Origin of the sequence: Silvibacterium sp., assembly GCF_047605705.1 — a bacterium.
Classification (GTDB): domain Bacteria; phylum Acidobacteriota; class Terriglobia; order Terriglobales; family Acidobacteriaceae; genus Silvibacterium.
The window spans coordinates 1-16,747 of sequence record NZ_JASGFD010000077.1 but is presented as its reverse complement, the minus strand read 5'-3'; the positions used below and the strand labels follow the sequence as shown (position 1 = coordinate 16,747).

Genomic DNA, 16,747 nt, shown 5'->3' with positions numbered 1-16,747 from the left:
GGCTGCACGGTGCACTTTGTGGATGAGGAGCTTGACCACGGCGTGATCGTTCTGCAGAAGGTGGTACCGGTGCTCGATACCGACGACGCGCATACGCTCTCCGAGCGCATCCTCGAACAGGAGCATATCGCTTACAGCGAGGCCATCGGCCGCGTGATCAGCGAGAAGTATCGGATCGACGGCCGGCGTTATCTGCCGCTGGGCTGATCGCTATTCGCAACTGCCTCCGGCACATATCTCCGTAGCTCTGCCAGAAACCTGTCCGCATCCGCCGGCTGCACGATCATGCGCTCGCCTGCCGTACGCTCACCGGCACGGGTGCGTACTTCGATCCATGCGCCTTTGCCGCGCCGCGGCGTTATGTGGCCCGGCATGGGGGCGACATGCACAATGTTGGCCATGGAAAAGACACGCGTACTGAAGTAGCGGCGGTTCACCAGGCGATCCGGAAAGACATCCCAGTACCAGAAAATGTGCGGCAACGCGTAGAGCAGCAGCACGACGACAATGGCGAGCCCTGCCGCATACGGAGGATGACCGGTGCGCAGAAAGACGAAGCCCACGAAGAGCGCGCTCAGCACCCAGGCGACGACGGCGTTGGCACCGAGCCTGCGACGGAACCTCATGCTGCCTGCTCGCGCGCCTCGCCCAGCGTAACCTGCACGGACATCTTGCGGCGGCCACGGTAGAAGGTCACCGTAACGGTGTCGCCGACCTGGTGGCGGTTCATCACGTCGGAAATATCCTGCGTATTCGTCACGTCCTGGCCGTCGATGTTCACGATCAGGTCGCCGCCGAGGTAGATCAGCGTATTGCCAAGATAGGCGGTCTGGTTGCCGCCGCGCAGCCCTGCGCGATCGGCAGCACCGCCGGAGACCGTGCGCTGCACTAGAACGCCATAACCGGCCGCGAGCCCCATCTGCTCGGCGAGGTCAGGCCCGATAGGCAGGGAGACAATCCCCATCGAAGGACGACGGACGCGGCCGTACTTCTGGAAATCGCCGAGGACGGCCTTCACCGTATCGACCGGGATCGCGAAGCCAATACCCGCGCTCTGCTCCACGTTCTCATTCGGGTTGGTCGCAATCAGAGAGGTGATGCCGATCACCTCGCCGCGCGAGTTCAGCAGCGGGCCGCCGGAGTTGCCGGGGTTGATGGCCGCATCCGTCTGAATGGCGTTCTCAATGGGCGCGCCCTGTGGACTGTGAATCGAGCGGATGGCGCTGATGATGCCGGTGGTCATGGTTCCTGCGAGACCGAACGGATTGCCGATGGCATAAACCTTCTGCCCAACCTCGAGGCTCCGCGAGCCTGCCGCCAGCACCACGGGCGTAAGGTTCGGAGCCTTGATCTGCAGCAGCGCAAGGTCATGCACCGGGTCGACGTTGATCCGCTGCGCGCGATAGCGGTGCTTGTCCGAGGTCGTCACCTCGATCTGTTGCGCATCCCCGATGACGTGGTAGTTGGTGAGGATGTGGCCTTCCTTATCCAGCACGAAGCCCGAGCCCTGGCCCTGCTGCGGCACCACCTGGAAGAAGAAGTTCAGCGCCTGCGTCTGCGAGGTGATGTTCACCACCGAGGGCAATACGTGCTTGTAGATGGAGATGTTGTTCGTCTCCTCGGCGTCGTACTCGGGCGCCGCATCGGCCTCGGTCAACTTCAGCGCGGTACCGCCCAGCCTGCCGTTGAGCACATGCGTCCTCAGGCCGCTGTCGTGAGTGTTCAGGTACCAGAAGCCGCCCACGATAAGGAGAATGATTACAATTCTGCGGAAGGTCATCGCTCTGCCTGTCTCGCCCGGCGCACGGCACCGGGCTCTTTCATTCTATCGACCGCTGACTCTGTCTCTTATTCCTGCCTCTTATTCTCTGACACGGGCTGCGGACTGGAGTTCCGTGTAGATATGCATCGTCTGGCGGCGGGTGTCCAGGATCGAGCCGTCATTGTGAATCACATAATCGGCGAGCGGAATCTTTTCGCGCTCGGGCATTTGCGTCGCCATGCGCGCCCGCGCATCGGCCGCCAACTCCTCGGCGCTCTGCGTGGTCCCCTGCCGCTGCATGCGCTCAACATAGCGCTCCACGCGCAAGGACTCAGGCGCGGTAATCAGCACGACGCGGTCGAAGCGATCCCGCCATCCGGGCACCGTTCCCTGGCGGACAGACTCAAAGATCAACGCGGACTCAACGACGGCGACTGCCGAAGGATTCTGCGTAAACACATGCCGGCACCAGTTCTCTTCCGCCGCAATCACCGGAGGATGCACGATCTTCGTCAGCTCGGCGAGACGCTTTCCTCCAAATGCGAGTTCGGCCAACCGCTTCCGATCGAGCGTACCGTCCTCGCGCACCACTTCCGGCCCGAACTGCCGCACCACGGCGTCGTAAACCGCATGCCCCGGCTCCATCATCTGGCGGCCGACCAGGTCGGCCTCGAGCACCTGCGCGCCCGCTTCGCGAAAGATCTGGGAGACTGTCGTCTTCCCGCTACCCAGGCCGCCTGTGAGTCCTACTCTCAGCAAAACACCCCTCCCTGTGGTTACCGCTACACTGAAGATATGCAGACCATAGAACAACTTCGCGCGGCTCTCGCCCAGGTGGTATGCCCGGTCTGCTTCGGCACACTGCGGCTGGAGCCTGTATCGGTCCACTGCACATCGTGCAGCCGTCGTTATCCCCTCGAGGATGGCATCCCGGTGCTGCTTGCTGCCCGCGCGCAGGAAGCGAATACAGAGCCGGACTAGCCCGCAGGCAGATAGAGCGCAGCTCCATCCGTGGGTGAGCCCCTTGCGGGCCGATGGAAGAACGGATAGATCATCCTCCAGGCGATCAACGCCGCTACCAGCATCGCAATTGCAAGCAGCACCAGCGCAAGCCCCCAGCCGGGGCCGGGCGTGCTGCCTTTCTCCGCGTGCTTGCCCCGCCGTTCTTCTTCCGATGGCAGCTTCATGCCCGTACAGTCTAAAAAAAATCCGCCGTCAGCCCAAGTCCCCACCCGAAGTGCAGAACTCGCCTATTTCTTGACTGGCATCAAACTTCTTCGCCTCCCATTGCGTAATGCTGAGAACAGCCGCCTTCCGCAGACGAAGCAACCCGGAAGACGAATCCGTGTCTAAGCGAAAAAGGGACGCGTACGGTGAACTCGGGGCAAAGGAGAATCCGATGACGAGCAAAGTAGAAAAGTTCGGAGACAGCGATCTATCCCAGCTGAGGAATGAACTGCTCGACGCCGGACTCGATTCCTTCCAGGCAGCGCAGGTACTTGCAGCGTTCCTGAGTATCCGCGGTTATGGCATCGGCACCGAGCAGGCTCGCGACACGGTGCTGCGGCTTGAGAACAGCAACTGCACACTCGACTGCATGCAGCAGGAGCTGGAGCGCGTGGCTCTCGTCATGTAGGAGCGCCCGTGAAGCGCATAATGCAGGAGCTTCGGCATACAGGCAGCACCGCAGCGCATTGCGTCTTTTGCTTACAGATCGCGTCTTACTTCATGAGTAGTAAACATGCAGACGAGGCCGCGGCGGAGCCGATCATCCCGCCCGGCGAAGCTTCTCAGGCATCGCTCGTGCACGTCTGTATCGGCTCCCGGCGAAATGCGCTTCAGCATTCAAGCGCGTAACCCGGGCACATTCTTACAAATGGAGATGTGTGTATGAGACACAGCGCTGCAGGCCCCATTGCGCTTTTCGCCACTGCTGCTCTCTTTGCAGGAGCAGCCTTTGCTCAGGCTAATGCTTCCAACAACGACATCATGTCCGGCGACGCCTCGCTTACGCACCCGCTGAACACGAAGTCGGCGATGCAGGGACAAATTGTCACCGTGCAGCTTACAAATACGATTCACACGCGGGATGGAGTGGAACTGCCGCGCGGCACGCAGCTTCTCGGCAAAGTCGACGCGGTGAAGTCTGCGAAAGATCACGGCCCCGCGAAGCTGGCGCTGACCTTCTCCCAGGCCCGCCTCAAGGACGGTAAGACCTTTCCCATAAAGGCCACGCTGGTAAATTACTCCAGCGCGAATGACGACGGCGGGACACCGCTTCCCGTCCATCCAGACAGCGTGATCGATGAAGCGGGTCCCATTGGCGACACAAGATTGCACAGCGCCGTGAAGGAAGAGGTCTCGGGCACGCTGACCAGCCAGCGCGGCGACATCAAACTGCCCGAGGGCACGCAGTTCCTCGTAGCGGTCGATGTGGTGCAGTCTCCCGGCAACATTGGCGGCGCGAACTAAGCGCAGAACAAATTTCTCTGCAAGGCAAGGAGAACGAGGAGGGCGCACGCCCTCCTCGTTTTTTCCGCCCACAAAGCGATAGGCCCAGCAATATGAGGCAGTTAGATTGACATGTTAACCATATGAGCGTTGCAGCCCGGTAAAATCGGCCCCTGGACTGCCAATTTCCTGCGACTTTTTCCCGCCCGCCTAGTCCTATCCATTAGAGCAACACCTGTTGTACCCATGCAGACCGGGCCGTGGCGGCTCTTTCGTCTTGGTTCACTCCGCCCGGCAGAGGCCGCTCAGGTCTCGCCCGCGCCCTTCTGCGCCAACTCCGCCAGGATCCGCGATTCCATCGCTGACGGCTCTCCGTGCGGGCACAATTTCATCTTTGAACACGGAGTCGTTTGCTTGAAAAACGCTGCTGCAGGTTCCTTTGCGCTTTTTGCCGCCACTGTCCTCTTTGCGGGCTCAGCTTTTGCCCAGAATGCCGCTCCGGCTTTGACACTGATGTCCGGCGATGCGGTCCTCACTCGCTCACTGAACACCAAGTCCGCAGCTCCCGGTCAGATTGTAACCGTGGAGCTTACAAGTTCCGTCCACACCTCGCAGGGCGTCGATCTGCCTCGTGGAACCAAACTGCTCGGCAAGGTCGAAAGCGTCTCCGCCGCCAAGGATCAGGGCCCCTCGAAGCTTGTGCTGACATTCAACCAGGCGCAGCTCAAAGGCGGAAAAACGGTGCAGGTAAAGGCGACGCTGGTCAGCCTCAGCAGCGGCGACCAGGCCGATGAGATTCCCGAGGCCGTCAGCACGTCGGGCGTCTTCGACGAGGTCGCTAGCGGCATCGGCGACACCACCATGCACAGCGAAGTGAAGGCCGATAACTCCGGCACACTTTCGAGCCAGCGCGGCGACATCAAGCTTGCCTCTGGCACTAAATTCCTCGTGGCCGTGGATACCACCGCGAGCCAGACAGCGAACGGCGCGGAATAACCCGGCTTCATACTGTTCGACTGCACGAGGAAGCGGAAGGCTACGGCCTTCCGCTTTTTCGTGCCTGCATCCTCGTTGCGTTTTAAGATCGCAGTCATCTGCTGCTATCTCTCGTTCGTCGAGGACTTCTCATGCTGCGCATACGCGATGCCGCTCTCACTTTTGTATCTCTTTGCTTCGCATTGATCGCGACAGCGCAGACACAGCAGCCTCCTGCCACGCAGCCAATCGTGCTGCATGCTGCACGCCTGCTCGATGTGACCGCGGGCCGCGTCGTCACGCCGGGTGAGGTCCTTGTGGAAGGCGACCGTATTACCGCCGCCGGCACCTCGGTCTCTCATCCCTCAGGAGCACAGATTATCGACCTCGGCGACACGACGCTGATGCCCGGACTCATCGACGCGCATGTGCACCTCTTTCTTCATCCCGGCGCCGAGGACCTGCAGACCGTAGAAGAGTCCGTGCCACAGCGCACGCTTCTCGCCGCACTGGCAGCGCGTGACGACCTGATGGGCGGCTTTACTGCCGAGCGCGACATGGGCACGGAAGGCGCAGGATCGGCTGACACAGCCGTGCGCAACGCCATCAATCAGGGCCTCATTCCTGGCCCACGCCTGCGCATCAGCGGCAACGCCATCGATATCCTCGGCGGCCACGAGGACGCGAACCGCTACAACCCCGCGCAGCATGTACTCTCGAACGCCGACCGCGCCAACAGCCCCGACGAAATCGTTGCCACCATTCGCGAACAGGTGAAGGAAGGCTCGGATTTCGTGAAGATGTACGAGACCGGCCACGATGCCATCATCGACGGCAACTTCACTACTCCCTACCAGTACACCGAGGCCGAGTTGAAAGCCGCGGTGGACGAAGCTGCGCGCACCGGCAGAGTGGTCGCCGTGCACGCGACCGGCGAGCCGGGCGTGCGCTATGCCGCAGAGGCGGGCGTCGCCTCGATCGATCACGCTTTCGACCTGAGTCCGGAGACGATGCGCATCATGCGCGAGAAGCACATCCCGGCCGTGCCCACCTTCGCCATTATCGAGTACTTCGCCGAGCATGCGGCAACGCCGGAAGCCGCGAAGCGCGAGCGAGCCATGCTCGACTATCACGCGGCGAGCTTCAGGAAGCAGATGGCAGCGGGCCTCTCTTTCGCTGTCGGCTCCGATGTCGGTCCATTTCCGCACGGCACGCAGGCCCGCGAGCTGGTGCTAATGCATGAATACGGCATGAGCAACGCGGACGTGCTGCGCGCCGACCTGATCAACGGCGCGAAGCTGCTTGGCTGGGAAGGCAGGATCGGCGAGTTAAAGGCGGGCTATTTTGCGGACGTGATCGCAGTACCCGGCAACCCGCTCGAAGACATCGGCGTGGCGCAGCATGTCGCCTTCGTGATGAAGAGCGGGGTGATCTACAAGCATTAGGGCCTATGCGTCGAGACGACCGTTGGTCATTCCGCTGCGCTCACTTGCCTCGTTTCGATCAGGATGATTTTTTAGCCAAGCTCTGCGAAGGCGCAGCCACCGCGCCTACCAGGCGGTTTCGGCGACGATCTGCGGCGGCCCGGGCTGATCATCGATGACCTGCGTCTTGAGCACGAGCTCAAAGCTTTTGGCCCGGCTGCCGGCCAGCAGCGCCGGATCGAGCTCGCGCGCGTAGCGGGGCGAGACAAGAAATTCGGTAGCCGCCGCGGTGCCGTTTGCACCCAGCCCCGCTACCACCAGCATCGGACGACCCGTCAATCCATCCGAGATGCGCGCGACGATCGCGTAATCCGTCGAGACCTTCTGATAGGGCTGCTCGAAATCCAGAGACCAGTCACGCCGTTCCGGATGCTGCGTATCCGTAATACTGAAAACCCACGAAGTGCCCTGCCGTGCGGGATGAAAGCGCAGCGGCGCCAGCACACGCAATGTCCACGGATTGTCGACCGCACCGATGAAGATGGTCGGAGTGCTCTGCATCGCGGAGTATGGCACCTCGGAGGCGAGCATGAGGCTGAAGGTGCGGTCCCGGCGCGTGAGCAGCGAGGTAAGACGCATTGCGACGACGGCGTCATCGAAATAAACGGAGCGGTCGCGCTCGAGATGACTCAGCGAGGTGCCATCCGTGGCCGCGGGCTCCGGCGTTACCCCGTTGTGATTCAGGTCAGGGATGACCATCAGCACCGAGGGCGAGTCGCCGAGGAACGGGTCCCATAACTGGCGCAGGGCGCGGTCGGTGGGATGCGAGACACGCCAGAGTCCGCCCACCGCCACCAGCAGGACCACGATCACGGCAGCGGCAAGCCAGCGCCCGCCACGCGGCGAAGCTGCCGGAGGCTGCGGCGCGATCGGGACAAAGATTTCTGCGGGGAGCGAAGCCGAGGCAGATTCGAGCGGAGTGGAAGCGACCGGCGCGGGATGCGTATCCGCAGCATGATCCGGGAACTCGAACTCCGGCACATACGAGCCGGGATGCAGCTGGATGCGCGGCTCCGTTTCGTGGCCGGATTCCTGGTAATAGAGAGCGAGACGCTTGCGGACCTCGGCTGCGGTGAGCCGGACGATGGTGTCCTGTCCCGTGTCGTAGTCGGCGGGTCGGCCGAAGATGGTAACCCCGAGGACGCGCTCCTTCAGCTGGTCATCCTGACCGAGGAGGGTCTGTTCCACCACGAAACGAAGCAGCGCGGGGTAGCGCTTGCTGTTGCGAAAGAGCGAGTGAGCAACCAGCCGTCCGAGCTGCTCCCGGATCTTTTGCACCTCACCGGCGGAAAGCGGATAGGCACCTGCGGCTGCGCGCTCTTCCTCCAAGGCTCGGGCACTCCTCTCGTCAGCCCGTATTATACCGTTTGCTACCTTCCCGATCTGGCTCACTAAATCGCTTTAACTAAAGCACTTCTGCACTCTTTGGGGTATTGCCACCGTTTGAGGCTTGCGCATCGTATGGTTCGAGGTCGAATGTCTTCGGCGGTACAGTAATCCTCCCGCTGCTTCGCTTTCCTATTTCTACATATTTCTTAGGAGCGGCAGGCAACCCGCAGACGCGGAGAGAAGAGAGAAGGACGTGACGCAGATGAAGACACGCAAGAAGCAGGAACTGGCCGCCGCCACCCTGGCCATCGCGATGGCCATTCCCATGGCAGCCATGGCACAGCAGGGAGCGAAACATCCCTGGGACGACCAGAGCCTTTCGCCGACCGAGCGGGCCCGCTTGGTGGCGAAGGAGATGACCCTCGACGAGAAGATCGCCCTCGTCCACGGACAGGGCATGCCCGGCGAACGCGAAGGCCTCTCACTCGGCAACGGCGGCGCCGGCTTCTCCATCGGCGTTCCCCGGCTCGGCATTCCCCCCATCCAGATGGCCGACGCCGCCTACGGCGTGACCCGCAGCGCGGCCAATGGACGCTACGGCACGGCGCTCCCGAACAACCTCGGCGCAGCAGCCAGCTGGGATAAGGATTCGGCTCTCGAATACGGCAAGCTTATCGCAACCGAATTGAAGGACCAGGGCTACAACATGACCCTGGGCGGCGGCGTGAACCTGACCCGCGAGCCCCGCAACGGCCGCACCTTCGAGTACATGGGTGAAGATCCGCTCCTCGCAGGCACCCTGGACGGCTACGTGATGCGCGGCGAGCAGTCCGAGCATGTGATCGGCGACATCAAGCATTACGCCATCAACGACCAGGAGAGCGGCCGCAACGCGGTGAACGCGAATATCGACGAGCGCAGCATGCGCGAGAGCGACCTGCTGGCCTTCGAGATCGCGCTGAAGGTCTCGGACGCCGATGCGGTGATGTGCTCCTACAACCGCGTGAATGGCGTGTACGCCTGCGAGAACGACTATCTGCTGCACGACGTGCTGAAGGGCGCCTTCAAGTTCCCCGGCTTTGTCACCTCGGACTGGGGCGGCACGCACAGCGCGGTGCAGGCCTCGCACGCCGGCCTCGACATGGAGCAGCCGGACGAGTTCTATTACGGCAAGCCGCTCAAGGACGCGGTGCTCGCCGGCAAGGTTTCGCAGGCTGAACTCGACGACCACGTGGTGCGCATCCTGCGCGCCGAGTTCAAGGAAGGCATCGTCGATCACCCCGCGGATAAGGGCGTGGTGAATGTGAACCACGGCAACCAGGTTGCACAGGCCATCGAAGAGAAGAGCATCGTCCTGCTCAAGAACAAGGGCGGCATCCTGCCTCTCGATGCTTCCCAGGTGAAGAGCATCGCCATCATCGGCGGCCATGCCGACGCGGGCGTGCTTTCGGGTGGCGGATCGGGACAGGTCGATGCGCCGGGAGGCACACCGGTACCTCCGCCTCCGGGCGAAGGCATCTTCGCCGCCTTCATCAAACAGCAGTACCTGCGCGATGTGCCGCTCGATGCGATCCGCAAGGCCTATCCGAACGCAAAGGTTGAGTTCAACTCGGGCGAAGACGTGCATGCCGCGGCTGAGCTGGCAAAGAACTCCGATGTCGCCATCGTCTTCGGCACCCAGTGGGCGGCCGAGTCGTTCGACCTGAAGACGCTGAGCCTGAGCGCCGACCAGAACAAGCTCATCGAAGCCGTGACCGCAGCAAACCCGAAAAACGTGGTTGTGATCGAGAGCGGCAACCCGGTGCTGATGCCCTGGGTCGACAAGGCCGGTGCAGTGGTGGAAGCCTGGTTCTCGGGCATCCGCGGAGCCGAGGCGCTTACCGAAGTGATCGACGGCACGGTGAACCCATCGGGCAAGCTGCCTGTCACCTTTCCGCTGAGCGATGCCGATCTGCCGCACCCCACGCTGGTCCAGCCGCCACCGGCTTCCGATATCCAGCTGAAGCCGGGCATGAGCATGACGGACGTCATGAAGGAGCTGGGCGAAGGCTTGCCTGCGTTCCAGACCACCTACGACGAGAAGCTCAAGGTCGGCTACAAGTGGTACGACGCCGAGAAGAAGGACGTCCTCTTCCCCTTCGGCTTTGGTCTTTCATACACGCAGTTCGCGTACTCGGACCTGAAGGCTGAGCATGGCGACACGGTCACCGTCAGCTTCGATGTGAAGAACACCGGACAGCGTGACGGAGACGAAATTGCGCAGGTCTATGCCGAGCTTCCGGCCTCCGCCGGCGAGCCGCCGCACCGCCTGGTGGGCTGGGCCCGCCTGTCCATCAAGGCCGGCGAGACGCAGAAGGCGACGGTCACCATCGATCGCCAGATGCTCTCGGTCTTCGATACCGCAACGCATAGCTGGAAGCTGGTCCCCGGCACGTACACGCTGTATGCCGGAGCCTCCTCGCGCGATCTGCCTCTGAAGCAGACGATCGAACTCCGCTAAGAACACCCGTCAGCACGCACCACCGCTCATGGAGGGAGCAGCAGCCTCAGGCTGCATGCTCCCTCCTGCGCCCAAAACTTCCCCTCCAGAGTGAAAAGAGAGTAGAGCATTGAATCTCCGTACCCTTGCAACACGCAGTCTCTCGTGCCGCCCGCGTCCTTTTCTGGCGGCCGCTATCATTCCTCTCGCGCTGAGCCTCACCGCCGCGGCACAACAGAGCAACACCGGCAACGACGCTACCCTCGGCCAGCAGACGCAGGCTGAAACGCAGGCCACGCGCCAGGCAGCGCAGGATTACGAATACGAACACCCCGGCGGCCGCAGCATCGAAGACCTGAACATGCGCGGCGGCTACATCAAGATGCCGCCTTACTCCGAGCACGTCTTCGGCGTGAAGAATCCCGTCACCTACAACCTCGCAAAGCACGGCATCGGCCTGTATGACATCGATGACGACGAGTTTGACTACAACACTCTGAATCCGCCGGTTCCGCTTGCCGACCAGACCTACACCGGTCAGCGCCCGACATGGAAGAGCTCACACTACCCTGCCCTTACGTGGGACCTGCGCCAGCTCGGCGTAAAGGGTGGCCAGTTCGAGATCATGGGTGCTATCCAGAAGATCAGCTGGAATGCGGGCGGCCCGAACGCTGTGCAGTTCGGCTCGATGTACTACTACCAGAGCCTACTGAAGGGCCGCCTCGAGCTGAAGGGCGGTTACATCGACAACGACTTCGAGTATGTCGGCACGGCGATTGGCGGCCAGGCCTCGTCCGGCTCGCTGGGCGTGTACGCATCGCTGCCCTTCGAGGTCGGCATGTCGTATATTCCGCTGACGACTCCCGCCTTCAATACAAATATCCACTGGACCAAGCAGATCTACACGAAGATCGGCTTCCAACGCTCGATGGACCCGGGCGGCGGCGTAACCGGCTCCGCTCGCGACACCGTCGGCCTGCGCTTCCGTCCGCACGGGGATGGCCTGCTCACGATCTATGAGGGCGGCTATCAGCACGAAGCCGACGCGACGCATGACCAGATGTGGATCCGCGGCGGCTACATGTACAACACCACGCACTTCACCGACCTGAAGACCGGCGGCAAGAGCACGAACAACATGCTCGGCTATCTGCTTGCTGATCGCGAGCTCTTCAAGCTCGATCCGGCGAAGCCGTATCGCGGCATCTATGCCGGCTTCTCCGCCATGGATGCGCCCGCCGAACAGAACTCCTACACGCAGTATTACGAAGCTCGCGCGTACGTGCTGGGGCCGTTCACGAGCCGCCCTGCCGACGAAGCCAGCATCGTGGCCTCACACACGGCCTATAGTCCCTACGCAAAGTACAACGCAATTAACCTGGGCGAGAACTACTGGAACAGCGCATCAAGCATCACCGGCAGCTATACCTATCGCGTGATGCGCGGCTGGTACATGTCGCCGGGCCTCAGCTACACCAATGGTCCGAACATTGCGCCGAAGCAGAAGAGCTCGCTGAACCTGCTCATCCAGGCGAGCGTGTTCTTCTAGCCAGCGTTCGCCTTCATGGTGAGAGTCAGGATGGGTGACTCTCACCGCCCGTCGCACGATGCCGGATCCCGCTCTTACGCTGAGGCATCGTGCGCGTTTCTTTTCCTGCGCAAAACAACTCTGCGTGTTTTGCAGGAGGCATCATGATCGAACCGCTCTCTCGCCGATCTTTACTGAAGACTCTCGGTGCGACGACCGCTCTCCACGCGCTGCCGGCTGTTGCGCAACCTGCAGGCAGTGAAGACCGCGCGACGATTCCGCTCCATGGCGAGCTGGGCGAGACACCTGCACAGCAGCGCGCACGCTGGATCGCGCTCGCGCAATCCCTGCGCCGCGATCCCATCGAACGGCCCGAGCCGCCCATCGCCCTGGTGCGGCCTGTTGCCGATGCCTCGCAGTATCTGCGTTGGCGCATGGAGCAGGAAGCGCCTGCTACTGCGCTCGGCGATCGCCTGCTGCATCGCGGCGACCATTTCCTGCTCGACTTCGGCGGACATCGCGCAGGCTACTTCGCATTTCATCTCATCGGTGAAGGCAAATCGGTCGATTCGCCGGTGCGCCTCAAGCTGACGTTTGGCGAAGTTCCCGGCGATGTGGCGGAGCCGCTTTACCCCTACAAGGGACAGCTTTCGAGCGCATGGCTGCCGGAGGAGATCATCACTGTCGACTTCCTGCCGCAACGGGTGCGCTTGCCGCGCCGCTATGCCTTCCGCTATGTGAAGGTCGAAGTCCTCGACACGTCTCCGAACTTCGGCGTGCGCTTTCGCGACGTGCAGGCGATTGCCGTGAGCGCTACGCACGGCGAGCCTGCTCCACTGCCTGCTGGCACGCAGGAATGGATCCGGCAGGTGGATGCAATCGGCGCACGCACGCTGCGCGACTGCATGCAGACGAGCTTCGAGGATGGACCGCGTCGCGACCAGCGGCTCTGGCTCGGCGATTTGCGGCTGCAGGCACGGGCGAGCTATGTCACGTATCCGAACTACTATCTTGTCCGCCGCTGTCTCTTTCTCTTTGCGGGTCTCGCGCGGGAGGATGGCATGGTCTCGGCGTGCGTCTTCGAGAAGCCGTACCCGATGGGCTCAGAGCCCTTCCTCAACGACTATTCGGCCCTCTTCATCTCTGCGTTGCTCGAACTGACACGCGCCTCGAAGGATCTCGACACGGCGCGTGAGCTCTTCCCGCTGGCGAAGCGGCAGATGGAGATCCTGCTCGGCCGTCTCGACCAGGATGGGGTCTATCGTGTGCCGCAGGGCGAATACATCTTCATCGACTGGAATCGACAGCTCGACTATACGGCGGCAGCCATGGGCGTGCTCGCATATACACTCGAACACCTGCTCGAGCTGGCGGATCTGATTGGGCGCGCGGTGGATGTTCAGCCGTACAAGGCGAAGCTTGCGCAGATTCGCGCCACGGCGCATGCGCATTTCTACGATAAGGATCGCAAGTTCTGCTTCAGCGGCGAGAAGAAAGAAGTGTCATGGGCGACGCAGGCTTGGATGGTGCTGGGAGGCTGCGTGAGCCGCGAGGAAGCGCAGGCGTGCCTGCGCAACGGCGCACTGACGAACGCGACATCGGTGAAGCCAAGCACACCGTATCTCTACCACTATGTGGCCGAGGCGCTGGTGGTCTGCGGTCTTCGCAGGGAGGCGCTCGAGCTGATTCAGCAGTATTGGGGAGGCATGGCCGCCGCGGGAGCAGATACCTTCTGGGAGCTCTACGATCCGGCCGATTCCACATACTCGCCATACGGCGACGTGCACATCAACAGCTTCTGCCATGCGTGGAGCTGCACGCCGACGTGGTTCTTCCGCGACCAGAAGCTGCTGTAGCGATATCGCTAGCGGCTCTGTGTGGTGCTCGCCTGGGGCTGCGCGAGCGCGAGCGCATGCGGAGCCACAGGCTGCACCGTTGACGAATGCGACGAGCTGGCGGAACGGCCGTTCGAGCTGTGCGCGCTGAACTGCTTGGCAACGGCCTGATAGCAGAACTGAATGCCGAGCGCGAGCAGCACGACCGAGAGCGCAAGGCGGAGCTGCTTGTTCGGCACACGGGGCGCAACGATGGAGCCAGCCATCGCGCCGACGACACCGCCGATCACGAGCTTGACCAGCAGCGCCTTGTCGATGCTGCCGTCCGCAAAATGCATTCCACTTCCGAGAAGCGTGACGCAAAATGCAAAGGCGAGATCAGTGCCGACGATCTGCGCTGCGCTCAACGGCGAGAGGCTCATGAGCGCGAGCGATCCAAGTGCGCCGGCACCGGAAGAGGAGAATCCTACTTCCGCCGCGATAGGGAACATCAGCGCGCCGATGGTCTTCATCCGCGCAGGACGCTGGCCTGCAATTGCGTTTGGACGAAAGTGGCGAAAGAGATGCCACGCCGAGGAAAAGACGATCACCGCGCCCAGCACACCAAAGAAGAGAGCGTGCCCCTTGAGGGCGCTATATCTCCTGAAGAGCAGCGTGCCCACAACCACACCGGGCAGACCACCTGCGAGCATCACGGCCAGGACGCGCCAGCTGACCTGCTTGCGTACGATCTGCAGCGGCACGACGACGGCCTTCACCACGGTGGAGTACGCGAGCGCCGTACCAACACTGACCGCGATCGGCACGTGCAGAACGAGAATAAGCAGCGGCGCTGTAATCGTGCCCGCGCCCACGCCAGTGATGGCGATGATGAACGCGATGAAGAAACCCAGGCCGAATTCCATGCGCTACTTCTCCGTTCCAGTTGCCGGTTGAATATGGATGCCGCACTCGACCTTGTGTCCGCCCCAGCGGCCTGAGCGTGGATCGTCCGAACTGAGCGGCAGACTGGTACAGGGCTCGCAGCCAATGCTTGAGTAGCCGAGATCGTAGAGCGGGAGCAACGGAATCTCGCGCTGCTGCGCGTAGTACCAGACTTCGCGCGTGGTCCAGTCGGCGAGCGGGCTCAGCTTGCGGAGCTGCTTGCCGGTGGGCAGCGTGAAGAACTCGGCTACCTGCAGATTGGCACGCGTCTTCGCCTGCTCGCGGCGCAGACCGGTGAACCATAGTCCATAGGGCTGGAGCGATGCGAAGAGCGGACCGACCTTGCGCAGGCCGCAGCACTTGTCCGGCGCGATCTGATTGAGGATGCCGAACTCGGCCTCCTGCTCGGCGACGGTCTTCTCCGGCAGCACGTTGATGAGGTTCAGCCCCCACGCCTGCGCCATCTGGTCGCGATACTCATAGGTCTGCTTGAAGTGGTAGCCGGTGTCGAGGAAAAGCACCGGCACATGAGGCAGCACTTGGCGCACGAGATCGACGACGACCATGTCCTCGGCCTGGAAGCTGCTGGTGACCGCTGCTTCGGCCTCGTGGCCCGCGAGCTCGGCGCGCACAAAGCGCTGGGCCTCGGCGATCTTCTCTGCCAGCCCGGGGATCACTACTTCTGCCGTCGTCGCCATCACTATTCCTCTCTGCTTTCGCCGCTCACGAGATTTGCAAGCGTCTCAGCGTCCACGGTGTTTGCGTCTTCCGTCGATCCGTCGGCCAGCACACGCTGCAACGCGGCTTCTTCGTTCTCGACGAGCACGACCACGCCCACATGCTGCAGCGCACGCCAGATCTCGCGATCCTGCACCTTCGTCCTCACCACGGCGACTTCGCGCGCGAGCAGGATGCTCTCGACTTCGGCGAGCTTTGCCGTGTTGCCGGTGAGCACGCCGGGCAGCGTTATATTTGTAACTGTCGTGGTGAGAATATGCCGGATCATGCCGGCACCTACTGTCGCGTTGTTCTGCGGATCGACCAGGATGAAGCTGCCTGTGGCGCGATTCGCGTTGTAGAGATCGGCGAGGATCGGGCGATCGGTTGCAACCTCGATGAGGCCGATGGCGTTCAGATCGAGCTCGCTCGCAGCCTGCGGCTTGAGCGTCTGGATGTCGATGCGGTGACGAATGGAGCGCACGCGCGCCGGCACCATGTGGCTGGTGTGCTTGAGCAGGTAACGGTGATTCACCTTGAGCGGTTGCTCGTTGAGCCACACCACCGATGCCTCGAAGTGGTTCGCGACTTCGGGCGCGCCGTCGATCGCCGCGATGAGGTCGCCGCGGCTGATATCGCGCTCATCCTCGAGCGTGAGCGTGACGGAAAGCGGTGCGCTGGCTTCTTCGAGATCGCCATCAAAGGTCACGATTCTTTCCACACGGCTCGTCTGCCCGGAAGGCAGGGAGACGATGCGGTCACCACGGCGGATGGTGCCTGCGGCGATCTGTCCGGCAAAGCCGCGGAAGTCCTGATTGGGACGAATGACGCGTTGCACCGGCATGCGGAAGGAAAGCGCGGAATTGTGGCGTTCGACCGGCACGTTCTCGAGGTAGTCGAGCAGCGTGGGGCCGGTGTACCACGGCGTATTGTCGCCGTGATGAACCACGTTGTCGCCCTCAAGCGCACTGATCGGAATCGCCTGCACGTGGCGGAGGCCGACGCGCGAGGCAAGGTCCGCGAAGTCGCGAGAGAGCGTCTCGAAGACCTCCTGCGAGTAGTCGACGAGGTCCATCTTGTTGATGGCCGCCACCACGCGCGGAATGCCCAGCAGCGCCGAGATATACGCGTGTCGACGCGACTGGTTCAGCAGGCCCTTGCGCGCATCGATGAGGATGATGGCGAGGTCAGCGGTGGAGGCGCCGGTGGCCATGTTGCGCGTGTACTGCTCGTGGCCCGGCGTGTCGGCAATGATGAACTTGC

The 16,747-nt window shown here is 62.3% G+C and carries 17 protein-coding genes; 9 read left to right on the top strand and 8 right to left on the bottom strand.

Features of this window, described 5'->3' with window-relative positions; genetic code table 11:
- A partial coding sequence (locus QM649_RS18905; protein ID WP_415200634.1) for a formyltransferase family protein occupies positions 1–207 on the top strand: 207 nt, incomplete at its 5' end.
- On the opposite strand, the gene QM649_RS18900 is transcribed toward QM649_RS18905, so the two are convergent.
- From QM649_RS18900 to coaE, 3 genes are all read right to left on the bottom strand, one after another.
- Complete coding sequence (locus QM649_RS18900; protein ID WP_415200633.1) at positions 189–626, bottom strand: hypothetical protein; 438 nt, start codon at positions 624–626, stop codon at positions 189–191. The two genes, QM649_RS18905 and QM649_RS18900, sit on opposite strands and share 19 nt — an antisense overlap.
- Positions 623–1,780 (bottom strand): S1C family serine protease, encoded by a 1,158-nt coding sequence (locus QM649_RS18895; RefSeq protein ID WP_415200632.1) that lies wholly within the window; start codon positions 1,778–1,780, stop codon positions 623–625. Before QM649_RS18895 ends, QM649_RS18900 begins: the two co-directional genes overlap by 4 nt.
- 81 nt (positions 1,781–1,861) lie before the next feature.
- On the bottom strand, positions 1,862–2,521 hold the full coding sequence (gene coaE, locus QM649_RS18890) for a dephospho-CoA kinase (protein WP_415200631.1): 660 nt from the start codon (positions 2,519–2,521) through the stop codon (positions 1,862–1,864).
- A 36-nt stretch (positions 2,522–2,557) separates the two neighbouring features.
- On the opposite strand from coaE, the gene QM649_RS18885 reads away from it, so the two are divergent.
- Entirely contained in the window at positions 2,558–2,743 is a 186-nt protein-coding gene (locus QM649_RS18885) for a Trm112 family protein (protein ID WP_415200630.1), read from the top strand.
- Here the strand turns inward: QM649_RS18885 and QM649_RS18880 are convergent.
- Positions 2,740–2,949: a hypothetical protein gene (locus tag QM649_RS18880; RefSeq protein ID WP_415200629.1), complete on the bottom strand. Its 210-nt coding sequence runs from the start codon at positions 2,947–2,949 to the stop codon at positions 2,740–2,742. The genes QM649_RS18885 and QM649_RS18880 overlap by 4 nt on opposite strands.
- A gap of 212 nt (positions 2,950–3,161) precedes the next feature.
- On the opposite strand from QM649_RS18880, the gene QM649_RS18875 reads away from it, so the two are divergent.
- From QM649_RS18875 to QM649_RS18860, 4 genes are all read left to right on the top strand, one after another.
- Positions 3,162–3,398, top strand: a complete 237-nt coding sequence (locus tag QM649_RS18875) for a hypothetical protein (protein ID WP_415200628.1) — start codon at positions 3,162–3,164, stop codon at positions 3,396–3,398.
- A gap of 254 nt (positions 3,399–3,652) precedes the next feature.
- Positions 3,653–4,234 (top strand): hypothetical protein, encoded by a 582-nt coding sequence (locus QM649_RS18870; protein ID WP_415200627.1) that lies wholly within the window; start codon positions 3,653–3,655, stop codon positions 4,232–4,234.
- 393 nt (positions 4,235–4,627) lie between these two features.
- Positions 4,628–5,209 (top strand): hypothetical protein, encoded by a 582-nt coding sequence (locus QM649_RS18865; protein ID WP_415200626.1) that lies wholly within the window; start codon positions 4,628–4,630, stop codon positions 5,207–5,209.
- A 131-nt stretch (positions 5,210–5,340) separates the two neighbouring features.
- Complete coding sequence (locus QM649_RS18860) at positions 5,341–6,633, top strand: amidohydrolase family protein (RefSeq protein WP_415200625.1); 1,293 nt, start codon at positions 5,341–5,343, stop codon at positions 6,631–6,633.
- Positions 6,634–6,738: 105 nt separating this feature from the next.
- On the opposite strand, the gene QM649_RS18855 is transcribed toward QM649_RS18860, so the two are convergent.
- Positions 6,739–8,001, bottom strand: a complete 1,263-nt coding sequence (locus tag QM649_RS18855) for a hypothetical protein (RefSeq protein ID WP_415200624.1) — start codon at positions 7,999–8,001, stop codon at positions 6,739–6,741.
- A 262-nt stretch (positions 8,002–8,263) separates the two neighbouring features.
- On the opposite strand from QM649_RS18855, the gene QM649_RS18850 reads away from it, so the two are divergent.
- The 3 genes from QM649_RS18850 to QM649_RS18840 all read left to right on the top strand — a co-directional run bounded on the left by QM649_RS18850 (position 8,264) and on the right by QM649_RS18840 (position 13,864).
- Positions 8,264–10,501, top strand: a complete 2,238-nt coding sequence (locus QM649_RS18850) for a beta-glucosidase (protein WP_415200623.1) — start codon at positions 8,264–8,266, stop codon at positions 10,499–10,501.
- A gap of 109 nt (positions 10,502–10,610) precedes the next feature.
- Positions 10,611–12,029, top strand: a complete 1,419-nt coding sequence (locus tag QM649_RS18845) for a carbohydrate porin (RefSeq protein WP_415200622.1) — start codon at positions 10,611–10,613, stop codon at positions 12,027–12,029.
- A gap of 143 nt (positions 12,030–12,172) precedes the next feature.
- Complete coding sequence (locus tag QM649_RS18840) at positions 12,173–13,864, top strand: hypothetical protein (RefSeq protein WP_415200621.1); 1,692 nt, start codon at positions 12,173–12,175, stop codon at positions 13,862–13,864.
- An 8-nt stretch (positions 13,865–13,872) separates the two neighbouring features.
- Here QM649_RS18840 and QM649_RS18835 read toward each other — a convergent pair whose 3' ends face one another.
- The 3 genes from QM649_RS18835 to QM649_RS18825 all read right to left on the bottom strand — a co-directional run.
- Positions 13,873–14,748 (bottom strand): sulfite exporter TauE/SafE family protein, encoded by an 876-nt coding sequence (locus QM649_RS18835; protein WP_415200620.1) that lies wholly within the window; start codon positions 14,746–14,748, stop codon positions 13,873–13,875.
- A gap of 3 nt (positions 14,749–14,751) precedes the next feature.
- Positions 14,752–15,465 (bottom strand): phosphoadenylyl-sulfate reductase, encoded by a 714-nt coding sequence (locus QM649_RS18830; RefSeq protein WP_415200619.1) that lies wholly within the window; start codon positions 15,463–15,465, stop codon positions 14,752–14,754.
- 2 nt (positions 15,466–15,467) lie between these two features.
- Positions 15,468–16,747 (bottom strand): sulfate adenylyltransferase subunit 1 (locus tag QM649_RS18825; protein ID WP_415200618.1); only part of this gene is annotated, 1,280 nt, incomplete at its 5' end.